We start from the raw sequence: 25,853 nt of genomic DNA, 5'->3' as shown, positions 1-25,853 counted from the left end.
CCCCCACCTAGAGCGGCTAGGCTTGCAGAAAATAAGGCAACACCGCTAAGTTCAGTTGTTTGATGCTCGCATCAGCCGCAGCCGCCAATTTAGGTTTTGCATGATAGGCAATACCAAAAGCGGCGGTGGCAACCATCGGAATATCATTAGCGCCATCGCCAATGGCTACGGTTTGCGGCGCTGCGATTTGCCACTGTTTAGCACAGTGAGTCACGGTATCAGCTTTAAATTGTGCATCGACAATCGTCCCAGTCACCTCACCGGTGAACTGCTCATCTTTCAGTACCAATTCATTAGCGTAGGCAGCATCTAAAGTGAGTAGCTGCTTGAGATGGCCGACAAACGGCGTGAATCCGCCAGAGGCCACCACTGTGCGCCACTGGTACTGTTGCAGTTCAGCAATCATGGGCTCCAGCCCTGGGCTTAATGGCAGGCGTTCACAGAGTTCGTCGATAATACGGCTTGGCGCACCAGCTAACTTTGCCACACGCGCCCGTAAGCTTTGCTCAAAATCTAGCTCGCCTTGCATCGCTCGCTCGGTGACAGCAGCAACCTCTTGTCCCACACCCGCAGCAGCGGCTAACTCGTCGATACACTCAATCTGGATCGCGGTGGAGTCCATATCCATCACCAACAGTCCCGGCGTGCGTAACAAGGGCAAATGCTGATGTTCTGCAATCGGCAACACTTCAACGTTGCTTAATGCAGTAACACTTTGTTGCTGTGCCGCGGAAAGGGGATTCACTAGCACTAACTCCAACCCCAGCAGCGATTGCTGACGCACTAATTGCGCCATACTGGCAATAGGTAATGTCGCCAACAGCTTTACCACAGCAGGCTCAGATGCGGCCTCGAACACTAAGCGTAATCGAGCAGCGGTAGCAAACTCTCCTTCATCATGAATACGCCATTGATGGCCTTCTGCTGCAAAGCAATCAAGCCCTTCGTGGGATATCCGTGTTAAGTGGGAAAATGCTGCGACCATACTCTAAATATCTCCGGCTGTGCGCTGGCGTGATTATCCATTATGATTAACAAACCACCAGCAGTTAACTAAGGTACAAAGTGTTATTATTTAAAGGCCTTAAAGCGACGCAAACCATCATACGTTTGCTGCAAATAGCACTGGCAATTGTGTTAATTGTCGCCTTGGTGCAATTGTGGCAGACCAGCCTACTACAAGGCCAGCAGCTTCTAAAGAATCAAACGGAAAAGATGGCGCGATTAATGGTGCAGCAAACCGCTTATGGCGCCGCGCCAGCGTTACAATTGCAAAATGATGAGCAACTACAGTGGCTCACATCTGCGTTAGTGCAAGACCCTAAGGTGATGGCGGCCACTATTTATAACGCAGAAGGTGTGCGGGTATCCTTTGCGCAGGATATCAATAAAGAGGAACTTGCCCCCGACGATCCACAGCTAACGGCACTGTTAGCGCCGTACCCACCTTATGTAGAGGCAATTATTCAAGGTAACGATAACTTAGGATTTGTCGAAGTTCGGCTCAATCCACGACTGTTCTTTAACGAAATCCAAGCCGCACATGAGCAAAACATGCGTCAGCAACAGATTATGCTGGTCGTCGCGGGGATTATCGGTCTGTTACTTTCGCGTGCGTTATCGTTCAAACGCGCCGCCACTGATCGCCGACGAACCCGCATAAAGCGCAATCGTAAACGTTTACAGCAGTCGCTAGCTGCGTCGGAAGCAGCCCTCAAATGAGCGCACAAAAAACGGGCTGATAGATTGCACTATTAGCCCGTTCATTTTGATACTAAAAGTTAGCGTTAGCCACCCAAGCGTTCTTTGATTGCTTTAGTAATAGGGCTATCACCAAAACCGTTCGCATTGGCCCAATCAAGGATAGATTTACCATCGCTTTCTGCGGCTTGTAATTGATCGGTCAGCAGACGTTGAGCAATGAATTCACCGGTATCGTTCGCGTTAGAATGATAAGCAAAACGTAAGATACTTTCGCCGTTACAAGCAACAGAACCGTAGATATTGCGTAGTTTTAAACGATTGTCTTTCAATTCTTTGCGTAAACGCATTTTATTATCGGCCTGAACTTCGGTGCAAATGCCGACGGCAATAGAATCTTCAGCAACAGCTTTGGAGACAGGCAGTATAGATGAGGATACAACAACTAGCGCTAATGCAACTGGAAACAAGCGCATCATTCACTCCTTAAATGTATTTGTCGTTATTAAAAGCCTAAGCCTTTGTTAATCAGGGTTTTCAAACCCTGCAGAATTTAACACTTCTTATGTAAGCTTTTAAAGCAAAATACTAATCCTGATACACTTTTTCCGGGCACTTCACTTTCTAAGGTCCAAGTTCCGTCATCCCATTCCGGAAATGTCGTATCACCCTCCACCACTAAATCGATTTCTGTGATATACAAACGCTGCGCCAGTGGCAACGCTTCGCGATAAAGTTGACCGCCACCAATGATGACAACCTCTTCCACCTCCCCTGCCGCTAACAATGCATCATTTAACGATGACACCAGCGTAATACCGTCAGCGTGATAGTCAGTTTGCCGACTGATAACAATATTGACTCTGCCCGGCAGTGGACGCCCAATAGACTCAAAAGTACGACGTCCCATAATAATCGGCTTACCCAATGTCATCGCCTTAAAGTGCCGTAAATCTTCCGGCAGATGCCATGGCATTTGATTATCTTTTCCAATCACTCGGTTATGTGCCATGGCGGCAATCATCGCGATATGCATTAGCTTATCCTGTTAAATAATAGGGCGTGTACGGTAATACACTAAGGCGGGCATTGCCAAGCCAACAGACAAGGCTCCCAAAATAAAAATAGTTTTCAATCCGTTAGTAACTGCACTATTGAGTAATTCTGGCTGCAACGACTGGCTCGCGGTTAATTGCACAATGGCGATAACCGTATTGTAGGCATATGAACCGGGGATCATCGGGATAATCGCCGCTACTGCGTATAACAGTGGCGGCGCTAAATGGCGCTTAGCAAAGGCGATAGTAATAACGCCAATGATCGCAGCGGCGGCAAAGGTGGACCATTCGATCGGTAATCCGCCTCGCATCATAATGGTACGTGCGCAATGGCCGATTGAGCCAGCGATAGCACAAAACACTAAAAAACGGCGCGGCACATTAAACAACATGGCAAAGCCAACCGCAGGGATCGCTGAAAAAAACGCATCATTCAATAAAACCAGCAGCAGCTCCATCACAATAAACCTCCCAGCTGCATCGCAATGGTCATACCGATGACAGAAGATACCGTCATTAACGTCGCCTGGCCCCAGCGCGAAATGCCCACATTCAAATGGCCTTTCACCATATCGGAGATAGCGTTGATCATCGGAAAGCCAGGCACCAACATCAACACCGCAGCCGCCATTGCCAAACGTGGTGTTTCCGTGATCGGTTGAAAGTAACCCAATTGCGCAATGAGGGTGGTCACAAACGCCGTCACCGCAAAGTTAATCAGCACATTGAAATGTCTCGCCGCCAACAGCAAGCGCACATACATGCCGACACTCGACGCAAGAAAAGTAATTAAGCAGGCAAATAGATCGCCACCAGAAAGGTGACAAAAGCTGGCACAGGATAAAGCAATGGTGGGAATAAGTGCCCAGCGAGGATAAGTACGCGGGTGAATGCGGGCAAGCCGTTTGCGTACTTCATTCGGGCCGTAGAGCCCTTTTTCTGCCAGTAAACAGATACGCTGTAACTCGCAGACCACCGCCATATTGATACCGTGTTCACGGATACGACGGGTGGTAGTAACGCAACGGCCATGCACCAAGCTGGTCATGACCAAAGCGTTAGCTGAAATGGATAACTCAACACTGGCAAGCCCAAGGGCTCGGCCAAGTCGCTGGCTGAGTTCCTCAACCAGATCAGACTCGGCCCCATAGGCCAATAATAACTGCGCAGCCCGGACGACCTGCCGGGTGATATCATTTTGGGTATCAGCGTACACAGGAAGTCAGGCTCTCACTTAGTTATCAGCGTTGATAAATAACCTCAACATCGTAATCGTCGTCGTCGAAGTCGTCGTCAAACTCATCATCATAGTCAGGGTTGAGGTCTTCAACACTTTCTTTGTGGTAATTATCCCACTTGAATTCAACCTCGTCTTCGCCATCCTTCTCAATTTCATCATCTGGCAAACTAGAGATGAAATCGTACAGTTTTTCAGCCAGTTCGGCGGTGCCTTCGCGAGTATAGGCAGACATGGTATACACGTCACCTTCCCAGCCGATCTCTTTGACGACCTGAGCAATCTTCTCGTTCAGCTCTTCTTTGAGCAGCAGATCAGATTTGTTAAATACCAACCAGCGTGGCTTAGCTGCCAGTTTTGGTGAATATTTCTCAAGTTCAGCCACAATTGCTGTTGCTGCTTCAGCCGGATTTGAACCATCAATAGGTTCAATATCCACCACGTGCAACAGAATACGACAACGCTCTAAGTGCTTGAGGAAGCGGATACCAAGGCCAGCGCCTTCGGCAGCGCCTTCAATTAGCCCAGGAATATCGGCAACGACGAAGCTCTGCCCCGGACGAGGGTTAGCCACCCCGAGGTTAGGCACTAAGGTCGTAAACGGATAATCAGCCACTTTTGGCGTAGCACGAGATACCGCACGAATAAAGGTCGACTTACCGGCGTTTGGCATGCCTAACAAACCTACGTCAGCCAACAGTAACAGCTCTAAGCGCAAGCTGCGTACTTCACCTGGTGTGCCCATGGTTTTTTGGCGTGGCGCTCGGTTGGTACTACTCTTAAAACGAGTATTACCTAGACCATGAAAACCACCTTTAGCCACCAACATCTTTTGGCCGTGAGTGGTTAAGTCACCCAGCACTTCATCCGTATCTTCATCAACGGCGCGCGTACCAACAGGTACACGTAGAACCAAGTCGCCACCACTATGGCCAGTACAGTCGCGGCTACGACCATTCTCACCACGCTCAGCAGCATGAAAACGCTCAAAGCGATAGTCAATCAAGGTGTTTAGGTTTTCATCGGCAAGCAGGTAGACGCTACCGCCGTCGCCACCGTCACCACCATCTGGGCCACCATCTGGAAGATATTTCTCGCGACGGAAGCTGACACAACCGTTACCGCCGTCACCCGCTTCAACGCGGATCACTGCCTCATCAACAAACTTCATACATTCTCCTGGCCGCCGTTGTACCGGACAAATTATATAGTGCCCTGTGAGTAGCTGCCAAAACAACCATTCTTATAAAACAAAAGCCCCACCAATGGCGGGGCTTAAGTACTAAAGGAACTAAACCTTAATCTTCGATGCTTACGAATTTACGGTTGTTAGGACCTTTAACTTCGAACTTCACTTTGCCGTCAGTCAGGGCAAACAGGGTATGGTCACGACCAATACCTACGTTTACACCAGCGTGGAATTTAGTACCACGTTGACGAACGATGATGTTACCAGCAAGTACAGATTCACCGCCAAAGCGCTTAACACCAAGACGTTTACTTTCTGAATCGCGGCCGTTACGAGTAGAACCGCCAGCTTTTTTGTGTGCCATGAGTCAGACTCCTATTAAGCGTTGATAGCAGTGATTTTAACTTCAGTGAACCACTGGCGATGGCCAGTTTTCTTTTCGTGGTGTTTACGACGGTTGAACTTTTGGATAGTAACCTTTTCACCGCGACCGTGGCTAACAACAGTAGCAACCACTTTACCGCCAGCAACCAAAGGAGTACCTACTTTAACGTCTTCACCGTTAGCAACCAGCAGAACCTGATCAAACTCAATGGTTTCGCCTGTAGCAACTTCAATTTTTTCTAATCGTACAGTGTGACCTTCAGCAACACGGTGTTGCTTACCACCACTTTGAAAAACAGCGTACATAGCTATTTTACTCCGAAATTCTCAGCACCCAGGCAAATATAATACCACTAGGCGCCATAAAAACTTTAATGACAATGGGCGCGGATTCTACGCGAAGAATCCTACACAGGCAAGCCCTAATTAGCACAGATATTAAAAACAGTAGTTAATTACACACATCTGTTGCTTAAGTACTGTCTTAACAGTCGATTTTAGGTAAAATCCCGCAGCAGATACACAGCCAAACAAGCAATCCGGATAGCTAGTTATCCGTCAAACTTAGAGTCTGATATGGATTTAACCGCAATTCGTCAGTTAGCCGACGCTGACATGCAAGCAGTCAATCAACTGATTTATAAACAACTTGAATCAGATGTTGCCTTAATTAATCAACTCGGTTTTTACATCATCAATGGTGGTGGAAAACGCATGCGCCCGCTGCTGTCGGTACTAGCGGCGCGTGCGGTTGATTACCAAGGTGATTTACACGTTAAGCTCGCTGCTATTGTCGAGTTCATTCATACCGCATCTTTACTACATGATGATGTGGTTGATGAATCAACCCTGCGCCGCGGGCGAGAAACCGCTAATGCCTTGTTTGGTAATAGTGCCAGTGTATTAGTAGGTGACTTCCTTTATACCCGCTCCTTTCAAATGATGACCGAACTCGAGTCAATGAAAGTATTACGGGTACTGGCCGACACTACCAACGTGCTGGCCGAAGGGGAAGTATTGCAGTTAATGAACTGCAACGACCCAGATACCAAAGAAGAAACCTACATGCGGGTTATCTACTGTAAAACCGCTAAGTTGTTTGAAGCTGCTACCCAACTCGCTGCTGTTGTAGCGGGATGTGACAGTAAAATCGAACAAGCCATGGCTGATTACGGTAAATACCTTGGTACCGCCTTCCAGCTAATCGATGATCTTCTCGATTACACTGCCGATACTGAAGAGCTAGGTAAAAATATCGGTGATGACTTAGCAGAAGGCAAACCAACGCTGCCACTGATTTATGCCATATCTCATGGTGATGCGACTGCGCAGCAGATTATCCGCACCGCGATTGAGCAAGGTGACGGTACTGACCAAATCGATACCATCGTTGCAGCGCTGCATGATTGTGGTGCGTTGGATTATACCTACCAACGTGCCCTTGAAGAATCTGAGCGAGCGATTGCTGCATTAGCACCAATCCCCGAAAGTGACTTCAAACAAGCACTGATCGCACTGGCGAAAATCTCAGTATCTCGCACCCACTAATCGTTGCATGATACCCATAAAAAATGCGGAGCCTAGCTCCGCATTTTTGTATCTATGGTTAGTAAACTGTCCGTCTATTTAACGAAGTCCACACCCAATTGGATATCTGCCTTCAGCGTATCTAACATACTGTCACGAGCTTGGGCTTCAAAGGCACTCAGCTCACCATAAGGCAGCACTTTTTCGATACCATTCTTGCCAAGCAGCACTGGCTGAGCAAACAGCGCCGCATGCTCGCTACCACCATCAACATAGGCACATTCAACCACATTGCTTTCGCCATTAAGCGCGCGCACCAACGATAATCCAAAACGACACGCCGCTTGGCCCATCGACAATGTTGCACTGCCGCCACCGGCTTTCGCTTCTACCACTTCAGTACCGGCATTTTGAATACGTTTCGTTAACGCAGCCACTTCGTCTTCGGTAAAGGACACGCCGTCAATTTGTGATAACAGCGGTAAAATCGTCACGCCACTGTGACCACCAATCACGTTCACTTTAACGTCGGCAACGTTCTTACCTTTTAATTCAGCCACAAAGGTTTCTGAACGGATCACATCTAGGGTGGTTACCCCAAATAAACGATTCTTGTCATACACACCGGCTTTTTTCAGTACTTCGGCAGCAATAGCAACAGTGGTATTTACTGGGTTGGTAATCACACCAACGAGCGCTTTCGGACAAGTCACGGCAACCTTTTCGATAAGGTTACGCACAATCCCTGCATTAATATTAAATAGATCGGAACGATCCATTCCCGGCTTACGTGCTACCCCGGCAGAAATCAAAACAACATCAGCGCCTTCTAGTGCAGGAGTAGGATCTTCCCCAGCAAAGCCTTTTACATCCACAGCGGTTGGGATATGGCTAAGATCAACCGCAACACCTGGAGTCACTGGCGCAATATCATATAGAGATAACTGAGAACCAGCAGGCAATTGAGTTTTCAGTAAAAGGGCGAGCGCCTGACCAATTCCACCGGCAGCACCAAGAACAGCAACTTTCATATGTCTTACTCCGTCAATTATCGGACTTTTTTGTGAGCCAGATCCAACTTTAGGCAGGAGAAAATTTAGGCTACGATCACAAAAATATCAATTATCCCTTAGTCACATGATTGGCTCCATGAATTTAAAAGTTCAATAGTTACAAATCAGGATGTTTATAAAAGCTTACAGTGGCATAATGCATTTTTATTCACTGTGAATGCGTGGAAGTTGACTTAGCTTCCAGCTGTATGCAGTATTGGCGCGATTTAATGAATACCTGGAACAGATATAATGAAAACAGCAAAAAGCCAGGATGATCTGATTAAGACATTCAAAGCACTACTCAAAGAAGAGCGGTTCGGTTCTCAGGGTGAAATAGTTAACGCACTTCAAACCGAAGGTTTCGGCAACGTGAACCAATCCAAAGTATCACGTATGCTGAGCAAGTTTGGCGCAGTGCGTACCCGCAATGCTAAACAAGAGATGGTTTACTGCTTGCCCGCTGAATTAGGCGTGCCAACCGCCGGTAGCCCACTTAAGAATTTGGTATTGGATGTTGACCATAACCAAGCCATGATTGTGGTGCGTACCAGCCCCGGCGCCGCTCAGTTGATTGCACGTCTGCTCGATTCTATCGGCAAACCTGAAGGCATTCTCGGTACCATTGCCGGGGATGACACGATTTTCATCTGCCCGGCGAATATCAAAAGCATTGATGACACGCTGGAGACGGTAAAATCGCTATTCAATTACTCTGAGTAATTACGAAACGCCTAATAAAAAACGCACTTCAAGTGCGTTTTTTATTTAAAGGCAATGAGTAGCGAGTAACGGCATCTCCCTTTTAACGCCCCGCTGTCAGCGGCAAAACATGCAACTGCATATCAGCCGCTGTTAATCATCATACTGGATAAGAAAATCCAACGATGGCGCAAAAAAGGAGGAGCCACTCACCGCTTGGGTAAAATGCAGCATGTGATCATGATTGCCCGCGCTATCACTATGGATCATGCTCGCCAGCATTTTTTCAAAATGCACCGGCGTTTTGCAGGTAGAGATAAACATCAAACCTTGCTGTTTCAACGAGCCATACGGCATGCTTTGCCGCAGGATCTCCATTGATGCGCCCTGTTCATCTTTAAGATTCACCCGCTTGATATGACTGGTTAACGGCTTATCTGCAGAAGCATATTCAATATTATCTAGCTTGGTGCGGCCAATAATATCTTCCTGCTTTTTCATCGGTACACGTTGCCACTTGCGCAGATTATGCACGTACTTTTGCACGTGAATATAACTACCGCTGCGAAACGCATAGTCTTCATCACCAACCAAGGCAACCTCTTGACGATGGCGGCCTTTAGGATTTTCAGTGCCATCGACAAACCCAGTCAAATCTCGGCTGTCCATGTAACGGAAGCCGCGTTCTTCATCCTGCAACTCTGCCACATCTTCCAACATATCGTAGACTTCGTTGGCAACCAGATGGAGGATATCTAAACGATCACAACGCAACTGCACGAACAGATCATATTCAATCGCGGGTGCATCACGATTGCCCTCTTCCATTGCTGGAAATGGTCGTAACAGCGCTGGACGTTCGCCAGCATATAAGCTGTCCCAGAAGTTAGCACCGATGGCAATAAAGCCATTAAATGCGCTGTCAGCGTATTGATCGGCAAGGTCATAGATGTGTTGAGCAATACTAGCCAAACATGGCCGTAGCTGAGCTTCGGCACCTTCTACGGCATTAAACATTAAATAGACGCTGTGCAGATTTCCTTCGGCACACACTCCCAGTTGTTCACGTGGCATATCGAGCATATCCATCAAGCTACCTTTTAATCTGAACTTAATTCGGCAACATTATCCGCTTCTTGAGCAAAAAGTTAATCGATCACTGCAGATTAATTATAAATTTATAAACAAGTTAGCATAAATTTATCGGTAAGGCGGTGACATTAATGATCACCACATAAGCAAACGGCACGCTCATAACATCATGCATGTCGGCCATAATCTCGAAGGCGATGAATGTTGATTAATGGAGCATCTGGCAATTTGCTCAAAAATTCAACTCTGTTGCTGTAAAGCTGTTATCAATATCGACCAAAATTAGGCAAGCAATAAGGCGATATCGCCAATCCCGACCACTGTATCCAAAGATAGCGGTGGTGATTGGCGACCAGAGGGTTAAGCAAGGAGCAACGCTATTGTGCATCTGTGGAGCTAGTCGCCTCGGTTTCGCTGTCCTTCGGCGGCAACATTCGCTCGTAAAACGCTTGTAGCCCAGATTGCACATGTTGATAGGTTTCATCGACGCCAGCGGCAACATCCCCGTTGAGTACCTGTAATCGGTCGAGAATATCTTTGGCCTCGCCAAAACCTTGGTCAATTGCACCGCCAATGATATTCATAAAACCATTAAGCTGATCTTCAAATGCTAAACCGCGGTTCTGTTGCTGATAAACTGAAAAAAACTGGGTGGCGAAATCGACAATTCGGCCTGCCGTCGCTTCCGGCGAATAATCCATGCCAGTAGCAACGCTATTTTGTACAGCGTTATTACCCATATAAGGCGCTAACTCTTCATTGATCGCCTCCAACGCGGTACGGTACAGCAAGGCCAGCGACTGATCGCCAGAGCTGATCGCCACATCTTCCTGTGCCGCAAGAATTGCCGCATTTTTCAGTTGCTGCCCCTGCGCGTAGCTACTTTTGTTGCTTGCGACCTCCGACACCGCCTTACCGTGGTTGCCATCCACCGTTGCCGTCTTATCTTTTGCTACTTGTGACACCTGATAGCCGTGATTTTGAATATCCATAATAAGCACCCAATGACTCATACCCAATTCGTTATCGGCCATTTTTTGCACAACTTTAGCCTTATATCCAGTTTAGTAAAGCAGCATGGCATGCGTATGATGGCAGAGAACAATTTTTCGTCGATAGCATAATAGAAGGAAGCCGCATGGCAGATAGCAACTGGTTCATCTTGGGGTTGGAGCTGTTTTCAAGTTTATTCTTGATCGTAATTGGCTGTGTATTGCTGCTATTGGTTTACATGTATATCGCCGACCGCTGGCAGACCAAACAAGCAGTAAGACACAACTACCCGATTGTTGGTCGATTTCGCTATTTTTTCGAAAAACAGGGCGAATTCTTCAGGCAGTATTTCTTCGCCATGGATCGTGAGGAGCTACCATTTAATCGTTCAGAAAGAAGTTGGGTATATCGCGCCGCCAAAAATGTCGACCGCACTATTGCCTTTGGCTCGACACGACCACTTGAAGCTAATGGCAGTATCATTTTTCTCAATACAGCATTTCCCAATGTCGACGAAGAGAGTGTGCCGCCATCAACGCTGACCATCGGCCCTGATTGCCCACAGCCTTACAGTACCGACCGCATCTGCCATATTTCAGCCATGAGCTTCGGCGCCCTGTCTCGCCCAGCCATCACCGCCTTATCTCACGGTGCCGCCATGGCGGGCTGCTGGCTAAATACCGGTGAAGGTGGTCTCAGCCCATACCATTTAAAAGGCAACTGCGATTTAGTGTTTCAAATTGGCACCGCTAAATACGGCGTTAGAAATAGCAAAGGCCATCTCGATCATGCCAAGCTGAAACAGTTGGCGAACTACCCGCAAGTAAAAATGTTTGAAATAAAGATGAGCCAAGGGGCGAAACCCGGTAAAGGCGGCATTCTTCCGGGAGTGAAAGTGACCGAAGAGATTGCGCAGATCCGTGGGATCCCCGTAGGTGAGGATTCGATCAGTCCTAATGGACATATCGAGTTTCAGAGCGTCAGCGATATTGTCGATATGATCAATACGGTACGCAAAGTCACAGGAAAACCTGTTGGCATTAAGTTCGTGCTGGGCGAACAGCAATGGCTGCAATCATTCTTTGCCGAAATAAACCATCGCGGCGAAGCATCTGCACCTGATTTCATCACCATTGATGGTGCCGAGGGCGGTACCGGTGCGGCACCACAACCTTTGATGGATTACGTTGGCCTGCCACTCAAGGAGAGTCTGCCGATTGTGGTCGCACTGTTAAAACAGAATGGGCTCAAGCATCGTATAAAAGTCATCGCCTCAGGCAAATTGATCACACCTTCTCGTATCGCTTGGGCACTCGCCTTAGGCGCCGATTTTATCGCATCTGCACGAGGTAATTTGTTCGCTTTAGGCTGTATTCAAGCAATGCAATGTAATAAAGACACCTGTCCAACAGGGATAACAACGCACAATAAGCGCTTACAACAAGGGCTCGATCCGCGCGATAAGTCGGTACGAGTCGCCAACTATCATCATGCACTGCATCATGACTTGGGCATGTTGGCACACACGTGTGGCATTCATGATCCTCGAGAGCTATCGCCAAGGCATATTCGCATCGTTACTGAGACGGGATTCACCCAAGCGTTAGATGACAGTTATAGACATCTGGAGCGTTAGCAATATCTGACGCCGCTCTACATTGTGCGCCACCTCACAAAAATGATACTATGCACGTCTAAAGTCACGTGACGAAGTATTCAAGGAACGAGAATGAAGCCTACATACGCGAGTCAGACGCCCAACGCAGAGCACGTCAAAGAGACATCCTTTAGCTGCAGAAGCTGCAATCGTATGATTGAAATTGAAGGTGAACTGTTGTGTTATCGCGGCGGCAAAATAACAGCTCTAACGCCGATGAATGAGGCAGACAACTGCAAACACTTACTTTGTGACGGCTGGGAGAAAGAACCTTCTCAAGGCAAATAAAAAACCATCCGCTATTATTGCGGATGGTTTTCGAATTTCTTTTCTTTACTCAGCGATGCGTAGAGTGCTTCATAATTAATCCCACCCAACTTCTTCTCAGATTTCATCGCTAACGTTAAACCACGTGTTGTAACAATTAACCCAGCCCGAAGTTCTGTGTGCAGTTTATTCAGTGCAAGAACATCAACGCCGCGCTTTTCCAACGTAGCCGCCAAACTACGCCAGTCGGTAGTGACCTGATGTTGTGTTCCTTCTAGGCTCACTAACAAAGAGATGTTTTCCATGTGTATCCTCCTGATATTCACCATTTACCACGAATTCATACTAAATAGCCGATGCTGAATCAGTACTGAATCTAACTCGTGATAACATTCTTTCAACAATAGGTTATTTTAGAGATGCTGCTGTTGTTGATCCCCAATCGAAATAAACTGTCATATTTTTTGAATATAACGCCATTCTCTGGGTTATCGTGGCGCAAATTCTTTGCTAATCTATCGCCGCAGACGAGACAATGGAGTGATAACACGAACGAGGAAACTGGGCGTGAGTCTGTAACAATAAAAGTTAACAAGGTTCTTATATGCCGGATACGCAAACAAAATACCCACCTCTCCCGCTCGTACAAACATGGGTTTGGATGATGGTGGAATCCAATACACCCGAGATCCGCGAGAAAGGTAAAAATAATCTTATAAACTGCTTTGGCAGCCTCGCCAAAGCAAATGATTATGTTCACCAACAGCTACAAACAACAAAGGCACCTTAAAGGCGCCTTTGCTTTTTTATCTTCAGCTTGATTTACTTGGTCGCTTGTCGACGAGCAAGCACCGCATCATTCATCATCGCCAATAACGTTTCGGTATCTTCCCAGCCAAGACACGCATCAGTAATACTTTGACCATAACGTAACGGCTCACCCGGCTGCATATCTTGCCGACCTTCGATCAAATGACTCTCAACCATGATGCCGAAAATGGCTGTTTCACCTTTCGCCATCTGTTGCTGAATATCTTCGGCAACCACGAGCTGACGTTTGTAATCTTTGTTCGAATTAGCGTGGCTGAAATCAATCATAATATTCGGCCGTAACCCCGCCTTTTTCAGCTTAGCACTGGTTTCTTGTACATGAGTCTCACTGTAGTTAGGCGCTTTGCCACCACGTAAAATAATGTGGCAGTCTTGATTACCTTTCGTCGAAACAATCGCTGAGTGACCAAACTTAGTCACTGACAAGAAATAGTGTGACGCACTCGCAGCGCCAATCGCGTCAATCGCAATTTTTACATTGCCGTCGGTGCCATTTTTAAAGCCTACGGGGCAAGATAAACCAGATGCCAGCTCGCGATGCACTTGCGACTCAGTCGTTCTCGCACCAATGGCTCCCCAACACATTAAGTCCGCTAAGTATTGCGGTGTAATCATATCGAGAAATTCACCCGCAGTTGGCATGCCGGCATCGTTCACTTCTAACAGCAAGCGGCGAGCTTTGCGTAAGCCATCGTTGATGTCGAAGCTCTTATCCATGTAGGGGTCGTTGATCAGCCCTTTCCAACCCACCGTAGTACGTGGTTTTTCAAAATAGACTCGCATCACCACTTCTAGCTGATCTTGGTACTTCTCGCGCAACACACTCAGACGACGCCCGTATTCCAATGCAGATGCTGGATCATGGATTGAACACGGCCCAATAATCACTAATAAACGGTCATCAACCCCTTTCAGAATATTGTGAATACTCTTACGGGAATTAAACACCGTTTCAGATGCTGCAGCAGTCGCCGGAAATCGCTCCAGAATGGCAATAGGTGGTAATAACTCTTTAACTTCATTAATTCTTATATCATCATTCTGGTACAACATGTTTTTGTGAGCCTCTGACATTCAACACAAACGAAAGCTAAAATTAGGCTTTCAAGCGATTCAGTGAATATATTGAATAAAATTTATTAAATCACAGTTCACACAAGTAAATCCACCAATAAAAACCGCTTTTTTATTAAAAAATCATAAGCACCATAGCTAAATAATGGTGATTTTTTAGGTTATTTTTTAAGCATAAAAAAACAGGGCTTGCGCCCTGTTTTTATTGCTAATGCGTTGTAATTACGCGTTTTTAACGGTAACAAACTCAGGATAAGCATCAACGCCACAATCGTATGCATCAACACCGTTATATTCTTCTTCTTCGGTGACGCGAATACCCATAGTGACTTTGAGGATGCCCCATACAATCAATGAAGTACCAAACATCCAAGCGAAGATAGTAACTGCACCTAATGCTTGTGCACCAAAGGTGGCTTCAGCATTTGATACCGGCACAACCATTACACCAAACAAGCCCGCAACGCCGTGTACCGAACAAGCACCCACTGGGTCGTCAATCTTAATGCGGTCAAAGCCAACAATTGAGAACACCACCAGAGCACCAGCGATCAAGCCGATGATACCAGCCATCACCAGTGAAGGGCTGGCAGGATCAGCGGTGATAGCAACCAGACCAGCTAAAGCACCATTCAGTACCATGGTTAAGTCGGCTTTACCCCAAACCATTTTACAAACAATCAGCGCTGATACGGCACCAAACGCTGCTGCTGAGTTAGTGTTTACGAACACTTTAGCTACGGCAGACGCATTTTCTGCATCGGCAACAGCCAGCTGTGAACCGCCGTTGAAGCCGAACCAACCGAACCACAAAATAAAGGTACCTAATGTTGCCAAAGGCAAGTTACAACCTTGAATTGGGTTAACTTGACCGTTAGGGCCATATTTACCTTTGCGTGGGCCAAGTAACAATACGCCAGCCAATGCTGCTGAAGCCCCTGCCATGTGCACAATGCCACTACCAGCAAAGTCAGAGAAACCTGCCGCATTCAAGAAGCCAGCACCCCACGTCCAGTAACCTTCAACTGGGTACAGTACTGCGGTCAACACTACAGCGAAGATCAGGAACGCCCACAGTTTCATACGTTCAGCAACGGCACCAGAGACGACTGACATGGCGGTTGCCACAAACACTACTTGGAAGAAAAAGTCAGATTCCAGTGCATGATTAGCATCAGCCGCTTGGGAACCAATTAAGGCACCAAACGATGGCAACCAACCACCGGCAACGTTATCGACATACATAATGTTGTAACCCACCAGCAAGAAAGTCACACAAGCGATGGCGTACAACACAAAGTTTTTTGTCAAAATTTCGGTGGTATTTTTAGCGCGTACTAGGCCAGCTTCCAGCATGGCAAATCCGGCGGCCATCCACATGACCAACGCCCCAGACACTAAAAAATAGAAAGTATTCAGTGCAAAACTCAGCTCTGATACTGAAGTCCCCAATTTGGTTAACTCTTCCATTATTATTATCCCCTTTAAAGCGCTTCGGAGTCAGTTTCACCCGTACGGATACGGATGACTTGCTCCAGATCGGTTACGAAAATCTTGCCATCGCCAATTTTGCCGGTGTGGGCGGCGTTGGTTATTGCTTCTAATAAATGATCAAGATTTTCAGCCTTGGTTGCGATCTCCAGTTTTACTTTAGGGAGAAAATCAACCTGATATTCCGCACCACGGTAAAGTTCAGTGTGGCCTTTTTGACGACCAAACCCTTTAACCTCTGTGACAGTCATGCCTTCAATCCCGATAGCCGCAATTGCCTCGCGGACATCATCAAGTTTAAATGGCTTGATGATTGCGCTGACTAGTTTCATCCAGACCTCCAATCGCCTTAATAAGTAGTGTTTTGTTGTTTTGTAATTCAAGCATTAGGCCAAAATGTTAATTTTTTGTTTTACAAAGGCTTACATACAAACATACCAATTTGGTTCAAAACATTTGCACCATTAGTGGTCACAACCGCGAGAAATGCACCACAAGCGAGCACGAGTAATGACGGTGATTGCTTGGTAAATTTTCCGCAACATTTACCAAGCAATCATGTCGGAGACGATGGCGAAGCGTGAGTCAATCAATTCAGTTGATATAGGCTAAATCAATAGATTAGCGAGTGCGTATAGAGGATGTTGAGGCATAGAGATTACGGAGCGATAACCCACACTGTTAGTTGATGATAATAACAATAGATCACCATTTATGAACATTTGCACATCGATGGTGCTCACTTAAAACGCTACCGATTAATAGCAAAAAGCCCTCAACATTCTGAGGGCTTTTATCACTAAATTAACGTATTAAAGTTGAGTCGTTACTCAAACCAAGCAACTATTGTGCACTGGATATGCTGGTCGACTGAATTAATACGTTGCTTCACGTTTTTTCGCGGCAGCATCCCATTTAGGCAAGACTTCCTGCTTAAATTTCTCTTTCTCTGCGTTTAGCTGATCCATATCTAGGCCGATAGCCGCCTGCGCTTTCGCCTTGGTAGAAATATCTGGAATGGCTACCGGTTGTTTAACCCCTTTTTGCGCCAGTAACTGCGCCAGCTTGATGCGGGCTGAAGCCGCTTTATCTACCGCGGTCCCCAGAATACGCAACGCTTCAGTTGGGTTATGAGCATAAACACCATGCGATGCGATTGAAAAATCCCAACGCCATTGTGCGTGACGGATATCTTCGAGAATCGGTGTCATTTCAGCTTCAGTCGCTCCCGCTTGCCAAGCTGCACCGGCTTCAAAGTGAGCATGCACCAACTGGGTTTCAGCCGCCGCTTTCAATTCCAGCACTTTTGCTTTGCCTTTCTCATATTGCCCGACCATGAACTCTTTGCTTTGGGTATGGCAGCGAGCGCAGGTATCTTCAAACCGATCAAATGGGTTACCGACTTTATGATCGGTGAATTTACGGCCTTCCGCATTGGTCACTTTAGGCATATGGCAATCGACGCAAGAGACATTGTTAACCCCATGGACACTGGTTGACCATGTTTCATATCCCGGATGCTGTGCTTTTAACATCGGCGTTTTGGAGATTTTGTGCGTCCAGTCTGCAAAATGGATGTTGTCATAGTAGTTCTCCATCGCTTCAACGGAGGTACCGTCATCCCATGGAAACTTCACGAAGCCATTACGATCTTCGGTCTTTTCGAAGTAGTACTCGACGTGGCATTGTGAACAGACTAACGATTGTTTCTCGTTACGTGATGCCTTATCAAATGGCTTACCAATGGTGTCAAAAGCACGCTCCGCGAATGGGCGGCTAATACGCAGTTTCGCGGTGCCTTTTTCGTGGCAATCAGAGCAGCCGATAGTGTTGCTGATCTCTTCACCGCCTTTGTACCATTTACCAGTGAAATAACCGTCTTCACCTTGCTCTTCAATCACACGTGGCACGTCAGGGCTTTTACAGCTCCAGCAGGCCATCGGCATTGGACCTTCTCCTGCCGCATGTGGTGCACCAGTACGCAATGTTGCACGCACATCTGTCACCGCATACATATGGCCGCGAGGCGCACGGTAATCTTTGGCAAAACCATAACCCGCCCACAACACGACCAAGTTAGGATCTGCTGCCAGTAAATCGGTGTTGTCTTTGCTTTCCTCTGTGGCATGCCAAGAGGCATACTGCTGTTTAAATTTGTTTTGATAAACCTCACTACGAGGTTCAGTTTTATCGCTGGCGAAGGTGCCGGCAGCCATCACTGAGGTAGCCATGAGCAAGCTAGCCGCGATAGATTTTCTGCTGAAGTTTTTCACCATTTCATCTCCGTGTTATGTTCATTGTGGCGCTGCATGAGCGACGACTTCGCCATGAAAAGTAGTCCTTTGCTATGGTCGGATATATACCTCTTAGGGAATATACAAACGTAAACTTGCGTGAGATCAAATTGCTCACACGACCCAGCTCACAATTTTAACGAAATGTTAAGTAAGTTTAGCAACCACTGATAAAACGGAAGCACAACAAGCTAAGCGCCAAGCAAGAAAAGTATAGCCAACGATACAGATAATCTTTTATTTTCATAAAGATGTAATATAACCATAAAGACTAAAAGGTTTTATTTTAATGATAAAAAGGAGTTTAACCGCCACGATACTGGGCATGATGATGCTGTTAATTTTGTTATCGAGCGGTCTGGCCACATTCTCGATTGTGAACCTGTCCTACAGCGTGGGAGATGCCCGGGCGATTAATGCTTCGGGCTCACTGCGGATGCAGAGTTATCGTTTACTGTTTTATGCCAACAGTGGCAGTGAGGCTACCGATGACAAGATCCAAGAGTTCGAGCAAACGTTGCATTCGGATGCCCTCACTCGCTCACTCGATTGGTCATCACCGCAAGCACTAAAAGCACAGTATCAACTGGTCATCGAAAAGTGGCAGCAGATGAAAACTTACGCCGAGCAGGAGAACTCCCGCGCTTACGCCGCCTCGGTCAAAGATTTTGTTGATACCATTGATAAGCTGGTGCTGGAGATGGAACACCATGCTGCCTTTAAACTACGGCTGTTAGTGATCCTGCAAGTTATCGGCTTAAGCATGATGATTGTCATCGCCTTTGTTACCGTGCGTTTTATGCGTCGAAAAGTCGCCCAACCACTGGGCGAGATGATGCAGTCCGCCAATATCATCGCCCAAGGCCGCTTTGACGTGGCGATTCCCACCTCGGAATACAATGAACTAAGCACTCTCTCTGAAGCGCTAACTTACACAGTAAAACAGCTCGCATCGATATATGGCGATCTAGAGTCGCAAGTCAAAGAGAAAACACTGGCGCTGACTAAAGCCAATAACGAGCTAACCTTTCTGTACGACAAAGCGATTATGCTCAACTCGGGGCAACTCAACTTAAAACTGCTGCAAGAGTCGCTGATACAGTTAAAAGATTACCAACAATTGAGTTATCTACGGCTCATCATTCAACAAGATGATGAAGAGATGGAGGTGATCTCCGCCACTGAAGACTGGCCCGCAAATGCCAGTAGTACCTGTTTTCCGGTGACGTTTGAACAGCAGCGCTTAGGCTATTTGGAAGTGATCTGCGATAACGGCGTTAACGAGGCACTGTTTTTAAACTATGCTCTGATGCTGGCTCGCTCGATCATCATTCATAACGCCTCGGAGGAGCGCCAGCAGTTGGCACTGTTAGAGGAGCGCGCAGTGATTGCCCGCGAGCTGCATGACTCACTCGGACAATTACTGTCATTTCTAAAAATTCAGATCAGCTTGCTACGCAAAGCATTGGACGAACAAGGTTACGCTGACAAAGTTGACCAACAGCTCACCGAACTCAATCAAGGTGTCAATTTAGCCTATTCACAGCTGCGCGAGCTACTGTCGACTTTCCGCCTCACGGTAAAAGAACCTAACCTGCGTATCGCCCTTGAAAGCATGTTAGAACAGCTCAGATCGCAAACCGATGTTGAGATCAGCCTAAATTACCGTTTACCATCACACCTATTGGCAGCCCACCAACATATCCATATTTTACAACTCACTAGAGAAGCCACGCTCAATGCGATTAAGCACGCAAAAGCGCGTCATATCGATGTGTCTTGTGAAAAGAATGCTGCTAACATGGCGGTGATCCGCATCTGTGATGACGGCATCGGCCTTGACCATATCCAAGAACGCGAACAGCATTTTGGCTTAGGAATTATGCACGAACGTGCCAATCGATTATCAGGGAAAGTGACCTTCTCAGCTAACCCCAATGGTGGGGCTTGCGTGACATTAGAGTTTCCACCACAACAGGAGTCAGACAATGGGTGATGTGTATTCGGTATTAGTAGTGGATGATCATCCGCTGCTGCGACGGGGGATCTGTCAACTACTTGAATCCGATCAGCAGTTCCGCCTATTTGGTGAAGCGGGCAGTGGCATTGAAGCTCTATCTGCGTTAGCAGAAGATGAACCAGATATCGTCTTACTCGACCTCAATATGAAAGGCATGTCGGGTCTGGATACACTCAATGCGCTGCGCCAAGAAGACGTTACCTGTAAAATCATTATCTTAACCGTATCTGACGCTAAACAAGATGTGCTGCGTCTGCTCAAAGCGGGCGCCGATGGTTACCTGCTGAAAGATACTGAACCCGATTTATTACTGACTCAGTTAAAACAGGCGATGTCGGGCAGAACCGTTATCAGCCCTGAAATCGCGCCCTATCTAGACGAATTAGCCAGTGCGGCGGATGAAACGGAGTGGGTGGGAGAGTTAACCCCAAGAGAGCTGCAAATTCTGCAAAATCTTGCCGAAGGATTGAGTAACCGCATGATTTCCGAAGTGCTGCATATCAGCGAAGGCACGGTTAAAGTGCATGTGAAAAATCTCCTGCGCAAAGCCAATGCCAAATCACGCACTGAGATGGCAGTAAGGTATTTGAATCGCTAACATTTGGCGACAACACTGCCCGACGTGAAACCACCAGCGCTGAATAGCAAAAAGCCCAAATGGCAACATTTGGGCTTTGGTTTTGGAGCATTGTTATTGAGGATTAATGCTCAGCAATAAACTGCTGCCAGCTTGCCATCACTTGTTGGAAATCCTCTAATCCACAAAAGGCTTCTGACTCTGCATCATATAACGACAGGTCTTCATCTAGTTCAGTATCATTTTCAAAATCAAGCACATTGGCGTAAATGCGCACTTGCTCAGCATCCATCTGCAAGGTGAGATCGCCCCCCACCAACTGCCACTCGTTCAGCTTGCCTTGCTGCAATGACACAATCGCCTGATTCACTTGCGCACAACGCTCAACATCATTGCCTAATTCTTCAGAAAACCACTGCCCCATTACCTGATGTTCCATACTGAAACTGGCACCTGGCGTGCCACTCAGCATATCGCGTCTAAATTCATATTCCATGGAGATTCTCTGGTTTGGTACGGTTATTTCTAGTTTAATCTAGGCCGCTATAGATTGCCTCAGGAATCATTCTTCACTTCTCAATATTGCGATATTAGGTTAGCGTGACCCAAGCTGGAGCCGCGCGATTTTGTTAAGACTCACTATGTGCTCCGCTCACAGTTCACTCAGGAGATAACACTATGCCAGATGGATTAGTTAATGCAGTGCTGCTCAGCGGTAATGGTGCGCCGATGCAGATGTCCAAACAACAAGCGCTCGATTTCCCGCCCGAACAAGGGCTAGTTTGGCTGCACTTCAACTACAAACATCCAGCAACTGAACGTTGGTTAACTGAAGAAAGTGGTTTAACCATGTTGGAAACCGATGCCTTGCTCGCACAAGACACCCGCCCACGTATTTTGCGCTCCGGCGACGGCTTACTGTTGGCATTGCGCGGCATTAACTTAAACCCGGGAGCCGACCCGGAGGATATGGTGTCGCTGCGGCTATATGTATCGCAACATCGCATTATCACTACCAGCTGCCGCGACTTGCTGTCGGTAAAAGGACTAGCGCAAGATATTGTTGCAGGTAATGGCCCCGATAACAGTGGTGGTTTTTTGCTAAGTATGTGTGAGCGTTTGACCGACCGTAATGTCACCTTTATTGATCAATTAGAAGAACGTTTAGACGAGTTGGAAGACAAACTGCTTGATGGTGATCGCCGCGATCTGCGCACCGATATTGCCGAATTGCGCCGCCAAACCGTGGTGGTACGACGTTACCTCGCGCCGCAACGCGATGCCTTCAGTAAACTGCTGAACGACTCCGCCGGTATTTATGATGAACACCAACGGCTAGCATTTAACGAAGTGAACGATACCTTAGTCCGCGGCATTGAAGACCTAGACTCGGTACGCGAGCGCGCTACCGTAGCGCAAGAAGAGTTGCAAAACCATCAATCGGAAGCGGTTAACCAGCGCTTGTATTTCCTGTCCTTGATCAGTGCGGTGTTTCTGCCGTTAGGTTTTCTCACTGGCTTACTTGGCGTCAACATCGCCGGTATTCCGGGGGCAGAAACGCCATGGGCTTTCACTGCATTCTGTACTGGTTTAGTGCTGATTGTGGCGGTGCAGTTGTGGTTTTTCTATCGCCATCGCTGGCTGTAACGCGTTTTGGTTCGATAACTGCGCAATTTGAATCAGGTTTTTCCGTGGCCTTCGCGCCACACTAAGCGCCGCTATTGAGTCATTCCTAAAACGCCGAAGGAGCCAACCGCCAATGGCCGCGCCATATCAACGTATTGTGCAAGTATGTGAATATATTCAGCAGCATTTAGATGAAGCGCTAACGCCAGAGCAATTGAGCAATATTGCGGCTTGCTCGCGGTTTCACTTTCATCGGCTGTTTGTGGCGCATACTGGCATGAGTGCCACGCGCTACATTCAGTTGGCTAAGTTGAAACGAGCCTCTTACCAACTGGCATTTGAGCCGCTAAAAGTGATTGATATTGCGCTGCTTGCGGGCTTTGCCAGCCCAGAAGCATTTGCCCGCAGCTTTAAGAAAACCGTTGGCCAAACCCCAACGGCTTTTCGGCAGCAACCGGACTGGACTCAATGGCAACATCTTTTTCAATTGCCACATATCTTGGCGGGAGCTGAACTTATGCAAGTCAACATCGTCACCAAACCGAATCAGAAAATCGCGTATCTCAGTCATCTAGGTGCGCCTGAGCGTGTGTTAGCCACCTCAGCGCAATTCATCGCTTGGCGTAAACAAACGGGGTTATCGCCTATCGCCAGCAGTGATACGTTCGGTATTCCCTACGCCGATCCCAATACCGTTGCACCAGATGAATTTCGATTTGATATTGCCGGAACAATTAAGGGCGATGTGCCAGCCAATGATTTTGGCGTACAAACGGGCACAATTCCCGGCGGTCGTTTTGCTGTGCTGCGCCATTACGGCAGCCACGATAACTTAAGTGACAGCGTGTATCAGCTGTACCGCGATTGGTTACCGCAAAGTGGCAAGGAGCTGGGTGATTTTCCCTGTTTTTTCCATTGGCTCAACTTTGTCCATCAAGTGGATGAATGTGACTTACAGACGGATATTTATTTGCCGCTGAAGTGATGAAAGCGGCAGTTGGTAAACACTAACCTTTCGGCGTTAGCCGCTCACCAAAGCTCCTTGAATATCACTCACATGAATATCAGCAATGGTGCCAGCACTAAAGCTGATGGCGTCGCTTTCCATACCGTCAGAGAAGATCACCCCGCTGTCGGGCATGCGCGAAGTCAACTTCAATGCTTTGCCCTGCTCAATACGGCCAAACACTTGCTTACATGAGGTGCTGCGAGATGGAAACGGCTCGCGCACTGAATAATATAAATACGGCGCTTCCCATGGAAAACCGTTAGCTATGTTTGCCTGCACCGGTTTACCTGCCACACCACTGGCGCCAGCGATAATACTGCGGAACCAACCAGTAGAGCCCAGCCCAGTGGAGACAATAATACCGCTGGAGCTTTGCTCCTCCATTTGTTGCTGATAATTCAGCAAATAACGTGCTGAGCTATGGCTGCGCGGGCCGATAAACAGATCATTTACCGCCAACAGTGATTCGCCTAAATTGGTATCCACCTGCGCTAACGTCACCGCCCGTGTTTGCGCTTCAGCAGCTAACACATGCTGGAGGATCGCTTTTAACTCATTGACGTTAAACGGCAGCAATTTACCGTCGAACAAGTCCGGCAACGGATTGATACCAATCACCGGCTGACCACGCAGATATTTGAGCGTGTTAGCCACTAAACCGTCCTGCCCCAACACGCAGATAATATCCTGCGCGTCGAAGCGATAGGTTGGCAGTACGCCGCGTTCTAGCTGTTGCAACTTACCGATACTGCCGAGCAGTTGCACCACTTGGCGGCGGCAGGCCTCAAAGCGATTGTGTTCATCCTCATATTGGGCGAACGACTCGCCCAAATGTTCCAGATAAAATTTGGCTTGTCCCAGCGTACCGTAGCGCTCTTTTAACTCCTGTAAGCGAGTTTTACGGGTGACTAACACCAGTTTTCTATCGGTCAGCATAGGTCACTCCTTAGCGCACTAATGATTGCAGCAACTCAGGGGAGATGTTTAAGTTACCAACGCGGTTTTCACCTTTGGTGAGGTTTTCCAGCGCTTGGGCAATCAAGGTTTCCGGTTTCATGCCGCTCATGCTCATCACTTTTAAGCGTTCAATATCAATCGCCTCATAAGCTTGCAACTGGCTGCGAATGTCATACGCTTTGGCGTCGCTGCGGGCGCGGGTATTCACCGCTTCCAGTTCAACCAATTCATTGCGACGGCGTTCAGCCTCGGTCTTCGCGGTTAATGCTTCTTCATCCATAGCGAACTTCTTGCGCATTTTTTCCTGCTCAGCCTGCAACTTTTGTTGCTCCAACTCTTGCTGTTGTTTGTTGATGGCTTTTTCAGTTTCTAGCTCGCGTTCCTGCACCTGTTTCTCTTGGTCGATACTGGCTAAACGACGGGTATAAATGGCGGAATCGGCATCTTTCAGCAGTTGCTCACGCACATCCGCTTCCAGTGCTTTAGCCGTTTCAGGATTGGGCACAATCGAGGTCAACGACACTTCGGTAATATCAATGCCAAGGTTTTTAAGCGAGTGCCGCTCTGGCAGATTTTGCTGCAGCAACTCGGTGAGTGAGCGACTCGCCCGCAGCGCCTGTTGCAAGCTCATGGTTTCAATCTGGTTGCGGATCACCACCTGCACACTGCGTAGCACGCGCTCTTCCAGTTTTTCTGGGTCTTCACTGACATAACGCCCGGCAACATCCAAGGTAAAGTTCACCATGGTGGCGGCTTGCTGTGGTTCGGCAATGCGGAAGGTGACTTGCCCTTGCAGGGTGATTTCTTGGAAATCCTCAGTTTTCATGCGAAAGGCAAATGGCACTTCACAGCTGCTTAGCGGTACCGCCACCAGCGATGATGACGGGGCGTAGTAGTAGAAACTGGTGCCTGCGCCCTGTTTAGTGACTTTGCCGTTTTTAAACAGCATGACAAAAGTTGAAGGGTCAGCTTTATAGAATTTAATACCTAACATGGTGTGGCTCCTTATTAAATGTCCCTTTGACACATTTAATATATGTCCCTATGACATTTAATGTAAAGCACTATTTTGGCGAGTTTTACTGCAAAGCTTGTAAGCAATTGAAATTTGATTA

29 protein-coding genes are annotated in these 25,853 nt (G+C 47.4%); 10 read left to right on the top strand and 19 right to left on the bottom strand.

Going from position 1 to position 25,853, the window contains the following annotated elements; genetic code table 11:
• Positions 1-16 precede the first annotated feature (16 nt).
• On the bottom strand, positions 17-985 hold the full coding sequence (gene serB / locus L9G74_RS07525; protein WP_238895684.1) for a phosphoserine phosphatase SerB: 969 nt from the start codon (positions 983-985) through the stop codon (positions 17-19).
• Positions 986-1,065: 80 nt separating this feature from the next.
• On the opposite strand from serB, the gene L9G74_RS07520 reads away from it, so the two are divergent.
• Positions 1,066-1,722, top strand: coding sequence for an AhpA/YtjB family protein (locus L9G74_RS07520; RefSeq protein ID WP_238895683.1), 657 nt, complete (start codon positions 1,066-1,068; stop codon positions 1,720-1,722).
• Between the two features lie 65 nt (positions 1,723-1,787).
• Here L9G74_RS07520 and L9G74_RS07515 read toward each other — a convergent pair whose 3' ends face one another.
• The 7 genes from L9G74_RS07515 to rplU form a co-directional block, all read right to left on the bottom strand.
• Complete coding sequence (locus L9G74_RS07515; protein WP_238895955.1) at positions 1,788-2,177, bottom strand: DUF3718 domain-containing protein; 390 nt, start codon at positions 2,175-2,177, stop codon at positions 1,788-1,790.
• Positions 2,178-2,254: 77 nt separating this feature from the next.
• Positions 2,255-2,737 carry a type 3 dihydrofolate reductase gene (folA, locus tag L9G74_RS07510; protein WP_238895682.1) on the bottom strand — a complete coding sequence of 161 codons (483 nt, stop codon included), beginning with the start codon at positions 2,735-2,737 and terminating at the stop codon, positions 2,255-2,257.
• Between the two features lie 12 nt (positions 2,738-2,749).
• The gene (locus L9G74_RS07505; protein ID WP_238895681.1) at positions 2,750-3,220 is read right to left on the bottom strand and encodes a threonine/serine exporter family protein; all 471 of its coding nucleotides are present in this window, start codon (positions 3,218-3,220) and stop codon (positions 2,750-2,752) included.
• Entirely contained in the window at positions 3,217-3,975 is a 759-nt protein-coding gene (locus L9G74_RS07500; RefSeq protein ID WP_238895680.1) for a threonine/serine exporter family protein, read from the bottom strand. Before L9G74_RS07500 ends, L9G74_RS07505 begins: the two co-directional genes overlap by 4 nt.
• A gap of 25 nt (positions 3,976-4,000) precedes the next feature.
• The gene (gene cgtA, locus L9G74_RS07495; RefSeq protein WP_238895679.1) at positions 4,001-5,167 is read right to left on the bottom strand and encodes an Obg family GTPase CgtA; all 1,167 of its coding nucleotides are present in this window, start codon (positions 5,165-5,167) and stop codon (positions 4,001-4,003) included.
• Between the two features lie 127 nt (positions 5,168-5,294).
• On the bottom strand, positions 5,295-5,549 hold the full coding sequence (gene rpmA, locus L9G74_RS07490; protein WP_011760936.1) for a 50S ribosomal protein L27: 255 nt from the start codon (positions 5,547-5,549) through the stop codon (positions 5,295-5,297).
• Positions 5,550-5,563: 14 nt separating this feature from the next.
• Positions 5,564-5,875 carry a 50S ribosomal protein L21 gene (gene rplU, locus L9G74_RS07485; protein WP_238895678.1) on the bottom strand — a complete coding sequence of 104 codons (312 nt, stop codon included), beginning with the start codon at positions 5,873-5,875 and terminating at the stop codon, positions 5,564-5,566.
• A 270-nt stretch (positions 5,876-6,145) separates the two neighbouring features.
• Between rplU and ispB the strand changes: the two genes are divergently transcribed.
• On the top strand, positions 6,146-7,117 hold the full coding sequence (gene ispB / locus L9G74_RS07480; RefSeq protein ID WP_238895677.1) for an octaprenyl diphosphate synthase: 972 nt from the start codon (positions 6,146-6,148) through the stop codon (positions 7,115-7,117).
• 74 nt (positions 7,118-7,191) lie between these two features.
• Here ispB and mdh read toward each other — a convergent pair whose 3' ends face one another.
• Positions 7,192-8,127: a malate dehydrogenase gene (gene mdh, locus L9G74_RS07475; protein WP_238895676.1), complete on the bottom strand. Its 936-nt coding sequence runs from the start codon at positions 8,125-8,127 to the stop codon at positions 7,192-7,194.
• A 273-nt stretch (positions 8,128-8,400) separates the two neighbouring features.
• On the opposite strand from mdh, the gene argR reads away from it, so the two are divergent.
• On the top strand, positions 8,401-8,871 hold the full coding sequence (argR, locus tag L9G74_RS07470; RefSeq protein ID WP_238895675.1) for a transcriptional regulator ArgR: 471 nt from the start codon (positions 8,401-8,403) through the stop codon (positions 8,869-8,871).
• Positions 8,872-9,003: 132 nt separating this feature from the next.
• Here the strand turns inward: argR and L9G74_RS07465 are convergent, their stop codons facing one another.
• Both L9G74_RS07465 and L9G74_RS07460 read right to left on the bottom strand, forming a co-directional pair.
• Positions 9,004-9,939 (bottom strand): Dyp-type peroxidase, encoded by a 936-nt coding sequence (locus L9G74_RS07465; protein WP_238895674.1) that lies wholly within the window; start codon positions 9,937-9,939, stop codon positions 9,004-9,006.
• A 380-nt stretch (positions 9,940-10,319) separates the two neighbouring features.
• Positions 10,320-10,934: a DUF5610 domain-containing protein gene (locus L9G74_RS07460; RefSeq protein WP_238895673.1), complete on the bottom strand. Its 615-nt coding sequence runs from the start codon at positions 10,932-10,934 to the stop codon at positions 10,320-10,322.
• Between the two features lie 146 nt (positions 10,935-11,080).
• Here L9G74_RS07460 and L9G74_RS07455 point away from each other — a divergent pair, with 146 nt between their 5' ends.
• Both L9G74_RS07455 and L9G74_RS22385 read left to right on the top strand, forming a co-directional pair.
• Complete coding sequence (locus L9G74_RS07455) at positions 11,081-12,571, top strand: FMN-binding glutamate synthase family protein (RefSeq protein ID WP_238895672.1); 1,491 nt, start codon at positions 11,081-11,083, stop codon at positions 12,569-12,571.
• A gap of 174 nt (positions 12,572-12,745) precedes the next feature.
• Positions 12,746-12,880 carry a hypothetical protein gene (locus tag L9G74_RS22385; protein ID WP_326521507.1) on the top strand — a complete coding sequence of 45 codons (135 nt, stop codon included), beginning with the start codon at positions 12,746-12,748 and terminating at the stop codon, positions 12,878-12,880.
• Positions 12,881-12,894: 14 nt separating this feature from the next.
• Here L9G74_RS22385 and L9G74_RS07445 read toward each other — a convergent pair whose 3' ends face one another.
• Complete coding sequence (locus L9G74_RS07445) at positions 12,895-13,164, bottom strand: hypothetical protein (protein ID WP_238895670.1); 270 nt, start codon at positions 13,162-13,164, stop codon at positions 12,895-12,897.
• A gap of 299 nt (positions 13,165-13,463) precedes the next feature.
• On the opposite strand from L9G74_RS07445, the gene L9G74_RS07440 reads away from it, so the two are divergent.
• Positions 13,464-13,649 carry a hypothetical protein gene (locus L9G74_RS07440; RefSeq protein WP_238895669.1) on the top strand — a complete coding sequence of 62 codons (186 nt, stop codon included), beginning with the start codon at positions 13,464-13,466 and terminating at the stop codon, positions 13,647-13,649.
• Positions 13,650-13,681: 32 nt separating this feature from the next.
• On the opposite strand, the gene aroG is transcribed toward L9G74_RS07440, so the two are convergent.
• The 4 genes from aroG to nrfA form a co-directional block, all read right to left on the bottom strand.
• Positions 13,682-14,743, bottom strand: a complete 1,062-nt coding sequence (gene aroG / locus L9G74_RS07435; RefSeq protein ID WP_238895668.1) for a 3-deoxy-7-phosphoheptulonate synthase AroG — start codon at positions 14,741-14,743, stop codon at positions 13,682-13,684.
• Positions 14,744-14,986: 243 nt separating this feature from the next.
• A complete protein-coding gene (locus L9G74_RS07430; protein WP_238895667.1) occupies positions 14,987-16,234 on the bottom strand; it encodes an ammonium transporter in 1,248 nt (415 codons plus the stop codon).
• A 14-nt stretch (positions 16,235-16,248) separates the two neighbouring features.
• Positions 16,249-16,587: a P-II family nitrogen regulator gene (gene glnK / locus L9G74_RS07425; protein ID WP_037439174.1), complete on the bottom strand. Its 339-nt coding sequence runs from the start codon at positions 16,585-16,587 to the stop codon at positions 16,249-16,251.
• A 543-nt stretch (positions 16,588-17,130) separates the two neighbouring features.
• Positions 17,131-18,531 carry an ammonia-forming nitrite reductase cytochrome c552 subunit gene (gene nrfA, locus L9G74_RS07420; protein ID WP_238895666.1) on the bottom strand — a complete coding sequence of 467 codons (1,401 nt, stop codon included), beginning with the start codon at positions 18,529-18,531 and terminating at the stop codon, positions 17,131-17,133.
• 307 nt (positions 18,532-18,838) lie between these two features.
• Here nrfA and narQ point away from each other — a divergent pair, with 307 nt between their 5' ends.
• Positions 18,839-20,545 (top strand): nitrate/nitrite two-component system sensor histidine kinase NarQ, encoded by a 1,707-nt coding sequence (narQ, locus tag L9G74_RS07415; protein WP_238895665.1) that lies wholly within the window; start codon positions 18,839-18,841, stop codon positions 20,543-20,545.
• Complete coding sequence (locus tag L9G74_RS07410; RefSeq protein WP_238895664.1) at positions 20,538-21,167, top strand: response regulator; 630 nt, start codon at positions 20,538-20,540, stop codon at positions 21,165-21,167. Before narQ ends, L9G74_RS07410 begins: the two co-directional genes overlap by 8 nt.
• A gap of 103 nt (positions 21,168-21,270) precedes the next feature.
• Here L9G74_RS07410 and L9G74_RS07405 read toward each other — a convergent pair whose 3' ends face one another.
• Positions 21,271-21,642 (bottom strand): YacL family protein, encoded by a 372-nt coding sequence (locus tag L9G74_RS07405; protein ID WP_238895663.1) that lies wholly within the window; start codon positions 21,640-21,642, stop codon positions 21,271-21,273.
• Between the two features lie 182 nt (positions 21,643-21,824).
• Here L9G74_RS07405 and L9G74_RS07400 point away from each other — a divergent pair, with 182 nt between their 5' ends.
• Both L9G74_RS07400 and L9G74_RS07395 read left to right on the top strand, forming a co-directional pair.
• Entirely contained in the window at positions 21,825-22,793 is a 969-nt protein-coding gene (locus tag L9G74_RS07400; protein ID WP_238895662.1) for a zinc transporter ZntB, read from the top strand.
• 112 nt (positions 22,794-22,905) lie between these two features.
• A complete protein-coding gene (locus L9G74_RS07395; RefSeq protein WP_238895661.1) occupies positions 22,906-23,757 on the top strand; it encodes an AraC family transcriptional regulator in 852 nt (283 codons plus the stop codon).
• A 36-nt stretch (positions 23,758-23,793) separates the two neighbouring features.
• Here the strand turns inward: L9G74_RS07395 and L9G74_RS07390 are convergent, their stop codons facing one another.
• Both L9G74_RS07390 and L9G74_RS07385 read right to left on the bottom strand, forming a co-directional pair.
• A complete protein-coding gene (locus tag L9G74_RS07390; protein ID WP_238895660.1) occupies positions 23,794-24,717 on the bottom strand; it encodes a diacylglycerol kinase catalytic domain-containing protein in 924 nt (307 codons plus the stop codon).
• A 10-nt stretch (positions 24,718-24,727) separates the two neighbouring features.
• Complete coding sequence (locus tag L9G74_RS07385; protein WP_238895659.1) at positions 24,728-25,732, bottom strand: SPFH domain-containing protein; 1,005 nt, start codon at positions 25,730-25,732, stop codon at positions 24,728-24,730.
• Between the last annotated feature and the right edge of the window lie 121 nt (positions 25,733-25,853).

Origin of the sequence: Shewanella electrica, assembly GCF_022321485.1 — a bacterium.
GTDB classification, from domain to species: Bacteria; Pseudomonadota; Gammaproteobacteria; order Enterobacterales; family Shewanellaceae; genus Shewanella; species Shewanella electrica.
The sequence above is the reverse complement of the archived record's forward strand: the minus strand, read 5'-3'. Positions and strand labels throughout refer to the sequence as shown.